Below are 11,155 nucleotides of genomic sequence, written 5' to 3' on the forward strand. Positions count from 1 at the left end.
GTGGGGTTACCGCTCCCGCTTCACCTTGCTGTACGGCGTGAACATGCCGAGCCGGCACCGCGGCCCCGGTATCCCGATCCCACCGCGCTGCAGCGTATAGACCTGATCATTGCGGCATAGCTGCCCGCTCCGCACCTCGGTCACCAGGATCGCATTGGGCTCCAGCCCCGGGCAGGCGGCGGGCAGATCGTTGCGCCAGATCCGGCTGCCGTCGGGATACAGCAAGATACGGTCGCTGATGATCTGCGGGTTCTGCGTCTGGCTGCCGAAACCGCGGAGGCATTGTTGCGGCGTACCCGGCGTCCGGTCCTTCAGCGCGGCGTCGAGATCGCGCGTGTCGGAGGTCGTGGCCGCCCCGAGTGCCAGTGCGGCGAGCGCGACAAGGGTCGGGCGGATCATGGCTTGCGATAGCGCGTGAACGCCCCGAACGTGCAGCTCCCGCTCGGGATACGCGAGACGAGATCGACCGTCTGGAGGATGTCGCCGCGGCACAATTGCCCGGTATAGGAACGGGTGATGATCGCGTCGCCACGACGTAGCCCGAAGCAGCCGCCGTTGGTGTCGGTGCGGTACACGTCGTTCCTCGTCGCGCTGTACAGAATCGTATCGCCGACCCGCGTCGAGTCGCGATACCGCGTCTGTTGCATGCATTGCTCGGGCTTGCCCGGCACCAGCCCGGCGAGACGCTTGTCGAGCTCAGCCTTGTCCTTCGCGGCCTGACGCTCCTGACTGGTAGTACGGGTGTCGGCGGACAAGGCCGCGCTGCCTACGGACAGCAGCAAGACGGGTAAGAACAGGCGAATCATCACGATCATCCTCCGGCTGGCGTATCCCCTGCCTAGGATGATCGTACACCGTTCACCCCCGGAAAGCATCCTTCGCCGCGCGCCGTTCGGCGAGCTGCTCCGCGGACGACGCACGAAGGAAGGGGTTGGTTGCCTGTTCCAGCGCGATCGTCGTGGGGACGGTCGGCTGCCCCGCCGCGCGGCTGGCGTCGACGTCGCGCATCCGTTCGGTGACCGCGGCATTGTCGGGCTCGGCGACCGCGGCATAGCGACCGTTGGAGGCGGTATATTCGTGCGCGCAATAGACGACCGTGTCGGACGGCAGATCCGCCAATCGCTGCATGTTGGTGAACATCTGGGCCGCAGTGCCTTCGAACAACCGCCCGCAGCCCATCGCAAACAGCGTGTCACCGCTGAACAGCAGCGCATCGTCCGCCATATGGAACACGATATGCCCGGCGGTATGCCCCGGCGTCTCCATCACGCGCGCCTGATGCGCACCGATCTGCACGCTGTCGCCCTCGCGCAGCCCAAGATCGAGCGTCGGAATCCGGTCGGCCTCGGCCAAAGGTCCGCTGACCTTCGCGCCGAGCGCCTTGATCGCGGCGTTGCCGCCGGTGTGATCACCGTGCCAGTGGGTGTTCCAGATCTGCGAAATCGTCCACCCGCGTTGCTCCACCGCCGCGAAGACCGGTTCGGCCTCGCTCGGATCGACCACCACCGTCTCGTTCGAGACGGGGTCGTGGATTAGCCACACATAATTGTCGCTGAGCGCGGGGACGCAGACGATCTCGAGATCGGTCGCCATTACCAGACGCCGGTGTTGGGCATCGACGACCACGGCTCGGCGGGCGGGAGCGGGTCGCCTTCCTGGAGCAGTTCGATCGAGATGTTGTCGGGGGTGCGGACGAACGCCATGTTGCCGTCGCGCGGCGGGCGGTTGATCGTCACACCCGAGTCCATCAGGCGCTGGCAGCTCTCGTAGACATTCTCGACGCGGTACGCGAGGTGGCCGAAGTTGCGGCCGCCCTCATAGGGTTCCGGGTCCCAATTGTGCGTCAGCTCGACTTGCGCGTCGTGGTCGCCGGGGGCGGCGAGGAAGATCAGCGAGAAGCGGCCCTTCTCATTGTCGATCCGGCGGACTTCCTCGAGGCCGAGGACCTTAAAGAAATCGATCGTCGCGACCGGGTCGGTGACGCGGATCATCGTGTGGAGGTACTTCATCGTTGGCTCCCATGCGGTTGCCCCGTGAGATAGGGGCGCGCCGTTTGGTCTGCCACCCCGAGAACGCGTTCAATTCCATCCTATTCGCTTCCCCGGCGAAGGCCGGGGCCCAGGAGTGGAACGGTCGTTAACGAAGGACCGCGCTTCGTTCCCTTGGCCATTTCGACTGGGCCCCGGCCTTCGCCGGGGAAGCGAACACAATCAGAAGCCTACCGCGCACCGCTGAACTGCTGCAACGCAGCCGCCGCCGCCTTGCCCGACGCGCTGTCAGGCCGCAGGTCGACCGCCTGCTGCCACGCCGTCTTCGCAGCCCCAGCATCGCCCGCCTTGGCCGCGATGTTACCCGCCTCGAGCTGCACGTCGCTGTCGTCGCCGCCCAAACGAAGCGCCTCGGCGATGTCCTTCTGCGCGCGCGGCATGTCGCCGGTGCGCCGCGCAAGCGTCGCCGACAGAAGCCAGGCGAGCGGATCCGCGGGAACTTCGCCGAGCGCACGATCCAGGTCGTCGCGCGCGCCCTCCATGTCGTTCGCGCCGACCAGCGCGCGGGCGCGGTCGAGATGCGCTTCGCCCAACTCCATGCCGGTCAGCGTGCCGCTCGCGATCGCCGCATCGAGCGCAGCGCGCGCCTTGCTCGCGTCACCCGCGGCAAGGAAGGCGTTGCCTGCCTGCGCCCAATAGCCCGAGCTGCGCGCGTCCTTGGCCTTTTCCGCCGCCGTCGCGGCGGTCTCGAACGCGACCGACGCGGCGGACCAGCGCTGCTCGCGGCTATACGCCATGCCGAGACACTGGCTCGCGAGGAACCCGCCCCCGGCGACGCGCCATGCACCCGCTTCGGCTTCCGCACCCGCCGGGTCGCTATTCGCCCGCGCGACGCAATGCTCGTAGCGCGTGCGCTCGGTCGAGGCGGGGCCGACTGGCGCAGGTCCCATCGGCGCGGGCGTAACGGCTTGGGCGAGGAGCAGCAGGATCATAAGGCGGGCGTCACATCCTCGATCGCCTGGATCAGCAGCGCGATATCGGAGTCGCGCGACAGGCGGTGGTCGCCGTCCTTGATCAGATGCACCTGCACATCGGCTGAACGAACCAGCTCGGCGAGCCGGACGGTGCGGTTGTAGGGGACGTCGGTGTCCTTCATCCCCTGCACGAAGCGCACCGGGCAATCGACCGCGATTCCGCCCGACATCAGCCGGTTGGCCTCGCCCGATTGCCAGAAGGCGCGGGTGTAGAGCGTCGGTTCGGGGCCGTAAGGCGAGGGACGCTCCATCCGGCCATCGGAGAGCAACGCCAGCTTTTCCTCGGTAGTGAAGCCCCAGTCGGTGAAATCGGGCGCGGGCGCGACACCGACGAGCGCCGCGACCTTCGCCGGATGATCCCGCGCGACGAGCAGCATCAGCCAGCCGCCGAGCGACGACCCGACGAGGATCGCCGGGCCGGTGACGAGCTGGTCGAGCACGGTCAGCACATCATCGCGCCAGTCGGCGAGCGTCTGGTCCGCGAACGCGCCCTCGCTCTTGCCGCACCCGCCATAATCGAACCGCACGAACCCGCGGCCGTTGGCGACCGCCCATGCCTCGAGCGCGAGCGCCTTACTGCCGGTCATATCGGAGGCGTAGCCGGGGAGGAACACGACCGTCGGGCCGGTGCCCTTGGTACGGTGGAACGCGAGCCGGGGACGTTCGGCTTTGTTAGTGGTCATGGGGTACTCGCGGATGGGGGGTAAGGTGTGGGGCTCGCCGGCCATTGTTCTCCCGCGCAAGCGGGAGTCCAGGGTCACGGGTGCTGCGCTCGGCAACCCTGGACCCCCGCCTTCGCGGGGGAACGGAGGTTGTTGGGCTGGCGCGTCAGATCACGAAATCGACGCTGCGGGTCTGCGCGACGTCGCCGCGCTTCACCACCATCTGGCGGTGAAGCTCGGCAACCGTCCGGCTCCCGCTGGTCTTGCACCACGCCGGCACGAACGCATGCACCACCGCGCCCAGACCGCCGACGATCATCGTCACCCCGAACCGCGACGCGACGCCGAAATGCTCGGTATAGCTTTCGCCGACGGTGGCGGGATGATCGAGGAACAGGCGTCGAAACATGGGCGTCTCCTTCAAAGCGGCGTCAGCCGCGCTGGGCGATCCGGGTCAGCACGTCGGCAGCGAGCTGGCTGAGCGTATCGTCGCGAGCCCCCATTATCACGATCCGGTCGCCGGGGCACGCCTGCTCAACCAGCCATGTCGCGGCATCGCCGCGATCGGGCACATGCAGCGCGCGCGTGCCGATCCCGGCCACGATGTCCGCGCTGGTCACCTCGCGCGAGACGGTGCCGCCCTGATAGACCGGATCGGGCAGCACCAGCCGGTCGCCGTCGTGCAACTGCTCGCGGAACATCGCGATCAATTCGTCTCGCATCACCTTGAGCGGGCCATAGCCATGCGGCTGGAACAGCACGAGCAACCGGCCCGGGAAGGCATGGAGCGTCGCCAGCGTCGCCGCGATCTTGTCGGGATTATGCCCGAAATCGTCGATCACCGTCACGCCGTTCGCTTCGCCGACCCGCTCGAACCGGCGCTTGAGGCCGGTGAACCCCTCGATCGCCTTGATCGCCGCCTTGAGTGGCACCCCAGCCGCACGCGCCGCGCCGAGTGCTGCCAGCGCGTTGGAGACGTTGTGCGCGCCGGGCACCGACAGGCGGACGCGCAGCGTCTCGCCCTTCGCCACCAGGTCGAAGGTGATCGCGGACGGCGCAGGGGCGAGGTTGGTCGCGCGCAGGTCGGCGCTCTGGTCGATCGCGAAGGTCACCAGCCGTGCAGGGTCGAGCGCCCGCGCCAGCGCGGCCGACTCAGCGTCGCCGACGTTGAGGATCGTCGTCTCCGCCTTTCCCGCAAACGCCCCGAACAACGCGCGCAATTCCGCGAGCGACTTATGGTCGAGGCTGACGTTGTTGAGCACCGCGATCCGCGGCTGGTACAGCGCGATCGATCCGTCGCTTTCGTCGACTTCGCTGACGAACGCTTCGCCGTCCCCGACCAGCGCGCTGGCGAAGGGCGCGTCGTCGGCGACGAAATTCTTCATCACCGCGCCGTTCATCACCGTCGGGTTGCGGTCGCAGGCGTGGAGGATCCAGCCGATCATGCCCGTGACGGTCGACTTGCCGCTCGTCCCCGCAACGCCGATCGGCAGCGCGCTCGCGTTGAACAGCGAGGCGAGCAGTTCGGGGCGGCTCAGCCGTTCCGCGCCGACACGCTCCGCCGCCACGATGTCCGCAACGCTTGCCTCGACCGCAGCCGACGCCACGACGATCTGGTCCGCCGACGTCACGCCCGAGCCGTCCTGCGCGAACAGGGTCACGCCCTTGGCGGCGAGGTCGTCGAACTTGGCGGGCAGCCGCCCGGCATCGAGCGTCCGGTCCGATCCCGCCACGGTCGCGCCGCGCCCGGCAAGGATCATCGCGAGCGGCATCATGCCGCTGCCACCGATGCCGACGAAGAAATAGCGTGGCGGGAAGTAGGGTTTGCCGTTGGTCATGATGCGGCGCTATCGCGGGGCAGCATAAATCGCCACAGGAAATGGTATGAAGATCGGAGTGGTGGCCCCCGCGCGCGGGATCGACGAAGCACTGGCGGCACGCGCGCAGGGGCTGGCGGCGATCATCGCGCCCGAGGTCGATCTGGCCGTCCACCCGCAATGTTTCCTGTCCAACGGGCATTTCGCGGGCACCGATGCCGAGCGCACCGCAGCCTTCGTCGACATGGCGAACGATCCGACGATCGATGCGCTGTGGTTCGCACGCGGCGGCTATGGCTCGAACCGGATCCTGCAGGCGGCGATCCCGGCGTTAGGGGAGGCGGCGCGGCGCAAGACTTACATGGGCTTCTCCGACATGGGGTTCGTGCTCGGTGCGCTCTACGCCGCGCGGATCGGGCGGCCGGTGCATGGGCCGATGGTCTCGACCGCGGGCAGCGGCGACGGCGGCGTCGGCTTCAGCCGCGCTTTGCTGTGGCTGACGAAAAAGGACCGCGCCGTGCTCGAGCCCGGTCTCGACGGACGGCCGGCGGCGGCGTTCAACCTCGCGATCCTGACCGCACTGATCGGGTCGCCGTGGCTCCCCGACCTGACCGATCATGTGCTGATCGTCGAGGAAGTGTCCGAACCGCTCTACCGGATCGACCGGATGCTGTTCACCATGGCGCATGCGACGCAGCTCAAGGGGATCGCTGGCGTCCGGCTGGGGCAGATCACCGCGGTCCAGGCAAACGAACCCGAATGGGGCGAGACGATCGAGACGATGATCCAGCGCTGGTGCGGCGAGATGCGCGTGCCGTATCTGGGGCGCGCCGAGATCGGCCATTACCGCGGCAATCGCGTGGTTCCGTTCGGGGTCGCCTGACGCAAATACGCCACTGCGCGCCCGGAGATGTCCGCGCCATCCTAGAATGGCCCGAGGACGACCGCGGGCGTCGTCCCTGCCATACAGGGATCGTGGAAATGAACTGGTTCAAGGCCGACGCTCCCATCCGTTTGAAGCTGCTGGTCGCATTCGGTACATTCGTCGGCTTGCTGTTCGCGACCAACATCGCCAGCCTCGTCCTCAGCCCGCCGCTGTTTCGCTGGGCAGGTGTCGTCATCACGGGCGTGGGGGTGGCGGCAGCGTATCTGTTCCGCGAAGCGATCTCGGTGCCGTATGTCACCACGGTCGTGCGGATGGAGGGGCTCGCCGCGGGCGATCTCGACAGTCCGATCGAGTTCACCGACTATAAGGACTGCGTCGGGCGGATGACCAAGGCGATGTACACGTTCCGCGCGGCCGCGCAGGAACAACATGCGCTGGCCGAACAGACAGAGGTCAATTCCCAGATCATCCGGCGCATGGCGGACAATTTCGGTCGCCTGTCGAATGGCGACCTGACCGCCGACATCGTCGAGGAATATCCGGCGATCTACGCACCGCTGAAGGCGAGCTTCAACGAGGCACTGAGCAACCTGCGCGCGCTGCTCGGATCGGTGATGGCGAGCACCGGCAACATCCACACCGGATCGAGCGAGATCGCGCAGGCGTCCGACGACCTCGCGCGGCGCACCGAAAGCAACGCGGCGAGCCTGGAACAGACCGCCGCGGCGATCCAGCAAGTCGATTCCCGGCTGAAGGCAACCGCGCGCGCCGCGACGCAGTCGGTCGAGACGAGCGAGAAGGCCAAGACCGCGGTGCTGGAGGGGCGCAGCCGTACCGACGTTGCGGTGCAGGCGATGACTCGCGTGATGGACAGCGCGAAGGGCATCGACGACGTAATCGAGGGGCTCGACAAGATCGCGTTCCAGACGCGCGTGCTGGCAATGAACGCGGCGGTCGAGGCCGGACGCGCAGGCGATGCGGGACGCGGGTTTGCGGTCGTCGCGGATCTCGTCAGCGCGCTCGCAATGCGCGCCGAGGAGGAATCGAAACGCGCGCGCGACCAGTTGAGCGCAACGCGGATCGATATCGGCGCCGCGGTCGATGCGGTGCAGGAAGTCGACGACGCGTTCGGCGTGATCCTGAGTTCGGGCGAACAGGCCGCACAGCTCGCCGAGCAGATCGCCACCGACAATGCCGCGCAGGCGAGTGCGATCACCGAGGTCAGCACCGCGGTCCATGCGATGGACCAGTCCACGCAGCAGAATGCCGCGATGGTCGAACAGACGTCCGCGGCGGCGCGCAACCTGACCAACGAAGTGGTCCAGCTCGCTGCCCAGGCGGATCGTTTCCGGGTCGATCGGACGCAGCGGACCGCTGCGGTTGCCGGGCATTGCTGATCCGTCAGACATGCTGAACATCATGGGGCGGGCCGTTGGTCCGCCCCTTTTTCGTTCGACACGCGCGCAGGATGCGCGACAGGGTGACGGATCGCGCGCGCTTGCCTATATCGGCGCACCCGGCTTAAGCCGCGGCTCCCATCCATCACGGAAAGACCCTGTCCTCATGTCCGCGCTGTTCCGCATCTCGCTACCCGACGGTTCCGTCCGCGAGGTAGCCCCGGGGACTACGCCTGCGGACATCGCCGCGGCGATCGGTCCGGGGCTCGCCAAGGCGGCGATCGCCGCGCGCGTCGATGGCGAGCTGCGCGACATCATGCGCCCGTTCGACGGCGACAGCGCACTCGCGCTCGTCACCGCGCGCGACGAGGCGGATGCGCTGGAGTTGGCGCGCCACGATCTCGCGCATGTCATGGCGGAAGCGGTCCAGCACCTGTTCCCGGGGACGCAGATCACCTTCGGCCCTGCGACCGACGACGGCTTCTATTACGATTTCGCGCCCAAGGATCGTCCGTTCACCGACGACGACCTTCCCGCAATCGAGGCCGAGATGCGCGCGATCATCGGGCGCAACGAGCCGTTCGTCCGCGAAGTGTGGAGCCGCGAGCAGCTGATCGAGACCTGGCAGCAGCAGGGCGAGACGTTCAAGGCCGAATGGGCCGCCGAACTTCCCGACGGCGAGGAACTGACGATCTACCGTCAGGGCAAGTGGCTCGACATGTGCCGCGGCCCGCACATGGTCTCGACCGGCAAGCTCGACCCGAACGCGTTCAAGCTGACGCGCGTGTCGGGCGCTTACTGGCGCGGCGACCAGAAGAACGCGATGCTCAGCCGCATCTACGGCACCGGCTGGCTCAACAAGAAGCAGCTCGATGCGCATCTCACGATGCTCGAGGAAGCGGGCAAGCGCGACCATCGCAAGATCGGGCAGGAAATGGACCTGTTCCATCTCCAGTCCGAGGCGCAGGGCTCGGTGTTCTGGCACCCCAAGGGCTTCATCCTGTGGCGGCAGCTCGAGGCCTATATGCGCCGCCGGCTCGACGCGGCGGGCTATGCCGAGGTCAAGACCCCGCAGCTGATGGACGCACGCCAGTGGGAGCAGTCGGGCCATTGGGGCAAGTATCGCGAAAACATGTTCGTGGTGCCCGACGAGATTCCGAACACCGAGGATGACGCCGCGGTGTTCAGCGGCACCGCCGACCTGATGGCGCTGAAGCCGATGAACTGCCCGGCGCACGTGCTGATCTTCCGCCAGGGGATCAAATCGTATCGCGACCTGCCGATCCGCATGGCCGAATTCGGCTGCTGCCACCGCAACGAGCCGCACGGCGCGCTCCACGGCATCATGCGCGTCCGCCAGTTCACGCAGGACGACGCGCATATCTTCGTCCGCGAGGACCAGCTCGTTACCGAGGTGCAGCAATTCTGCGAGCTGCTCGACAGCGTGTACCGCGACCTCGGGTTCGAGGATTATGCGGTCAAGTTGGCGCTGCGGCCCGAGAAGCGGTTCGGCACCGAGGAAATGTGGGACCAGTCCGAGGACGAGCTGCGCAAGGCAGTGCTCGGGTCCAAGCTCAGCGACTCGATCAAGGCGAAGTTTGAGGAACTGCCGGGCGAGGGCGCGTTCTATGCGCCCAAGCTCGAATTCCATCTGACCGACGCGATCGGGCGGACGTGGCAGGTCGGCACGATCCAGTCGGACCGCGTGCTGCCCGAGCGACTCGACGCTTCGTATGTCGGCGCCGACGGCGAACGCCATCGCCCGATCATGCTCCACCGCGCGATCCTGGGGACGTTCGAGCGCTTCATCGGCATCCTTATTGAGCACCACGCCGGGCGCTTCCCGCTGTGGCTGTCGCCGGTGCAGGCGGTGGTCGCGACGATCGTGTCCGACGCGGACGATTATGCGCGCGAGGTTGCCGAGAAGCTCAAGGCGGCGGGGATCCGGGTCGAGACCGATCTGCGCAACGAGAAGATCAACTACAAGGTGCGCGAGCATTCGCTGGCGAAAGTCCCGAACCTGCTCGTCGTCGGCAAGCGCGAGGCCGAGGAAGGCAAGGTCGCGCTGCGCCAGCTAGGCAGCGACCGGCAGCAGTTCCTGACGCTCGACGACGCGATCGCGATGCTGGTGAAGGATGCGGCTGCACCAGATATGTGCTAAACCGGAGGCATGACGGTTTTCCAGAATATCCGGAAAGGGTTGATCCCGGCGCGACTCAGCGTGGACGATGTCTACGACCTGACCGCGTCGGGGGTCTTTGCGGAATCTGAGAATTTCGAGCTCATCGACGGGGAGATCGTGCCGATGGCGGCGGCCAAGGCGGACTGGCACGAAATGATGAAGTCGCGGCTGACCCGCGCGCTCGTCTTTTCCTTGCCGGCTGATGCACGGCTGTTCGTGGAGCCGTCCGTGACGCTATCGACCGATGTACTGCTCGAACCCGATCTAGCGGTGTGGCGCAAGGGTGGCCGACCGCGCGCGATGCGCGGACCCGATCTGCTACTGGTGATCGAGGTGTCGGACAGTTCTCTCGGCTATGACCTGCGCGTCAAGGCACCGCTTTACGCGCGCTACGGTGTTCGGGACTATTGGGTGGTCGATGCCGTGCGGCAGACGATCCGAACGCATCGCATTCCGTCGGCTACGGGCTATGCCGATGTCGAGGAATATGAAGCGCACGATGCTGTGACCGCGCTGTTGCTGCCCGATGTGACGATCCGGCTCGATACGCTGGACTGACCTTCCAAATCGCCGCGTTTCCCCCTATATACACCTGTCAACGACCAGAGGAGCTACACCTATCCGACCCCCGATGAACCGCCAGGCGCCGCCGATGAATGGCCCTCGCTTCAATGAATTCATCCAGTCCGCCAAGGTCCGCGTGATCGACCAGGACGGCGAGAACCTTGGCGTGATGTACACGCGCGAGGCGATGGAGCAGGCGCGCGAGGTCGGTCTCGACCTGGTCGAGGTGTCGCCCAACGCCGATCCGCCCGTCGCCAAGTTCCTCGATGTCGGCAAGTTCAAGTACGAGGCGCAGAAAAAGGCGAACCTCGCACGCAAGTCGCAGAAGACGCAGGAGATCAAGGAGATCAAGATGCGTCCGAACATCGATGACCACGATTACGACACCAAGATGAAGAAGGTGCTCGAGTTCATCGACGAAGGTGACAAGGTCAAGATCACGCTCCGCTTCCGCGGCCGCGAGCTCAGCCACGGCCAGCTCGGCATGGCGCTGCTCCAGCGCGTCCAGGCCGACGTGACCGAGACCGCCAAGGTCGAGGCCTATCCGCGCATGGAAGGCCGTCAGATGCTGATGGTCCTCGCGCCGAAGTAACACCAGATGTGCTTCCCCGGCGAAGGCCGGGGC

At 66.7% G+C, this 11,155-nt stretch carries 13 protein-coding genes; 5 read left to right on the forward strand and 8 right to left on the reverse strand.

Going from position 1 to position 11,155, the window contains the following annotated elements; translation table 11 throughout:
* Positions 1–6: 6 nt before the first annotated feature.
* The 8 genes from AC3WJR_RS00775 to AC3WJR_RS00810 all read right to left on the reverse strand — a co-directional run bounded on the left by AC3WJR_RS00775 (position 7) and on the right by AC3WJR_RS00810 (position 5,522).
* The gene (locus AC3WJR_RS00775; RefSeq protein WP_354284142.1) at positions 7–399 is read right to left on the reverse strand and encodes a DUF6491 family protein; all 393 of its coding nucleotides are present in this window, start codon (positions 397–399) and stop codon (positions 7–9) included.
* Complete coding sequence (locus tag AC3WJR_RS00780) at positions 396–806, reverse strand: hypothetical protein (RefSeq protein ID WP_492721456.1); 411 nt, start codon at positions 804–806, stop codon at positions 396–398. Before AC3WJR_RS00780 ends, AC3WJR_RS00775 begins: the two co-directional genes overlap by 4 nt.
* A gap of 52 nt (positions 807–858) precedes the next feature.
* On the reverse strand, positions 859–1,593 hold the full coding sequence (gloB, locus tag AC3WJR_RS00785; RefSeq protein WP_492721458.1) for a hydroxyacylglutathione hydrolase: 735 nt from the start codon (positions 1,591–1,593) through the stop codon (positions 859–861).
* Entirely contained in the window at positions 1,593–2,009 is a 417-nt protein-coding gene (locus AC3WJR_RS00790; protein ID WP_354284148.1) for a VOC family protein, read from the reverse strand. The genes gloB and AC3WJR_RS00790 overlap by 1 nt, the downstream gene beginning before the upstream one ends.
* Before the next feature lie 209 nt (positions 2,010–2,218).
* Positions 2,219–2,980, reverse strand: coding sequence for a tetratricopeptide repeat protein (locus AC3WJR_RS00795; RefSeq protein ID WP_492721461.1), 762 nt, complete (start codon positions 2,978–2,980; stop codon positions 2,219–2,221).
* Positions 2,977–3,705 (reverse strand): alpha/beta hydrolase, encoded by a 729-nt coding sequence (locus AC3WJR_RS00800; RefSeq protein ID WP_492721463.1) that lies wholly within the window; start codon positions 3,703–3,705, stop codon positions 2,977–2,979. The genes AC3WJR_RS00795 and AC3WJR_RS00800 overlap by 4 nt, the downstream gene beginning before the upstream one ends.
* Positions 3,706–3,850: 145 nt before the next feature.
* On the reverse strand, positions 3,851–4,093 hold the full coding sequence (locus AC3WJR_RS00805) for a DUF6356 family protein (RefSeq protein WP_492721465.1): 243 nt from the start codon (positions 4,091–4,093) through the stop codon (positions 3,851–3,853).
* A 22-nt stretch (positions 4,094–4,115) separates the two neighbouring features.
* Positions 4,116–5,522: a glutamate ligase domain-containing protein gene (locus AC3WJR_RS00810; RefSeq protein ID WP_492721467.1), complete on the reverse strand. Its 1,407-nt coding sequence runs from the start codon at positions 5,520–5,522 to the stop codon at positions 4,116–4,118.
* Positions 5,523–5,568: 46 nt separating this feature from the next.
* Between AC3WJR_RS00810 and AC3WJR_RS00815 the strand changes: the two genes are divergently transcribed.
* From AC3WJR_RS00815 to infC, 5 genes are all read left to right on the forward strand, one after another.
* On the forward strand, positions 5,569–6,384 hold the full coding sequence (locus AC3WJR_RS00815) for an LD-carboxypeptidase (protein ID WP_492721469.1): 816 nt from the start codon (positions 5,569–5,571) through the stop codon (positions 6,382–6,384).
* A gap of 98 nt (positions 6,385–6,482) precedes the next feature.
* Positions 6,483–7,784, forward strand: coding sequence for a methyl-accepting chemotaxis protein (locus AC3WJR_RS00820; RefSeq protein WP_492721471.1), 1,302 nt, complete (start codon positions 6,483–6,485; stop codon positions 7,782–7,784).
* A 166-nt stretch (positions 7,785–7,950) separates the two neighbouring features.
* Positions 7,951–9,945 carry a threonine--tRNA ligase gene (thrS, locus tag AC3WJR_RS00825; RefSeq protein WP_131532111.1) on the forward strand — a complete coding sequence of 665 codons (1,995 nt, stop codon included), beginning with the start codon at positions 7,951–7,953 and terminating at the stop codon, positions 9,943–9,945.
* A gap of 9 nt (positions 9,946–9,954) precedes the next feature.
* The gene (locus tag AC3WJR_RS00830) at positions 9,955–10,524 is read left to right on the forward strand and encodes a Uma2 family endonuclease (RefSeq protein ID WP_492721474.1); all 570 of its coding nucleotides are present in this window, start codon (positions 9,955–9,957) and stop codon (positions 10,522–10,524) included.
* Between the two features lie 94 nt (positions 10,525–10,618).
* Positions 10,619–11,122: a translation initiation factor IF-3 gene (infC, locus tag AC3WJR_RS00835; RefSeq protein WP_232283442.1), complete on the forward strand. Its 504-nt coding sequence runs from the start codon at positions 10,619–10,621 to the stop codon at positions 11,120–11,122.
* Positions 11,123–11,155 lie beyond the last annotated feature (33 nt).

This window comes from Sphingomonas sp. FW306-05-A (assembly GCF_058782275.1).

Coding starts and splice junctions, on each gene's coding strand:
- AC3WJR_RS00800 (WP_492721463.1), bottom strand. CDS start 3,705: ATGACCACTAACAAAGCCGAACGTCCCCGGCTCGCGTTCCACCGTACC.
- AC3WJR_RS00810 (WP_492721467.1), bottom strand. CDS start 5,522: ATGACCAACGGCAAACCCTACTTCCCGCCACGCTATTTCTTCGTCGGC.
- AC3WJR_RS00815 (WP_492721469.1), top strand. CDS start 5,569: ATGAAGATCGGAGTGGTGGCCCCCGCGCGCGGGATCGACGAAGCACTG.
- AC3WJR_RS00780 (WP_492721456.1), bottom strand. CDS start 806: ATGATTCGCCTGTTCTTACCCGTCTTGCTGCTGTCCGTAGGCAGCGCG.
- AC3WJR_RS00775 (WP_354284142.1), bottom strand. CDS start 399: ATGATCCGCCCGACCCTTGTCGCGCTCGCCGCACTGGCACTCGGGGCG.
- AC3WJR_RS00795 (WP_492721461.1), bottom strand. CDS start 2,980: ATGATCCTGCTGCTCCTCGCCCAAGCCGTTACGCCCGCGCCGATGGGA.
- infC (WP_232283442.1), top strand. CDS start 10,619: ATGAATGGCCCTCGCTTCAATGAATTCATCCAGTCCGCCAAGGTCCGC.
- AC3WJR_RS00830 (WP_492721474.1), top strand. CDS start 9,955: ATGACGGTTTTCCAGAATATCCGGAAAGGGTTGATCCCGGCGCGACTC.
- AC3WJR_RS00805 (WP_492721465.1), bottom strand. CDS start 4,093: ATGTTTCGACGCCTGTTCCTCGATCATCCCGCCACCGTCGGCGAAAGC.
- AC3WJR_RS00820 (WP_492721471.1), top strand. CDS start 6,483: ATGAACTGGTTCAAGGCCGACGCTCCCATCCGTTTGAAGCTGCTGGTC.
- gloB (WP_492721458.1), bottom strand. CDS start 1,593: ATGGCGACCGATCTCGAGATCGTCTGCGTCCCCGCGCTCAGCGACAAT.
- thrS (WP_131532111.1), top strand. CDS start 7,951: ATGTCCGCGCTGTTCCGCATCTCGCTACCCGACGGTTCCGTCCGCGAG.
- AC3WJR_RS00790 (WP_354284148.1), bottom strand. CDS start 2,009: ATGAAGTACCTCCACACGATGATCCGCGTCACCGACCCGGTCGCGACG.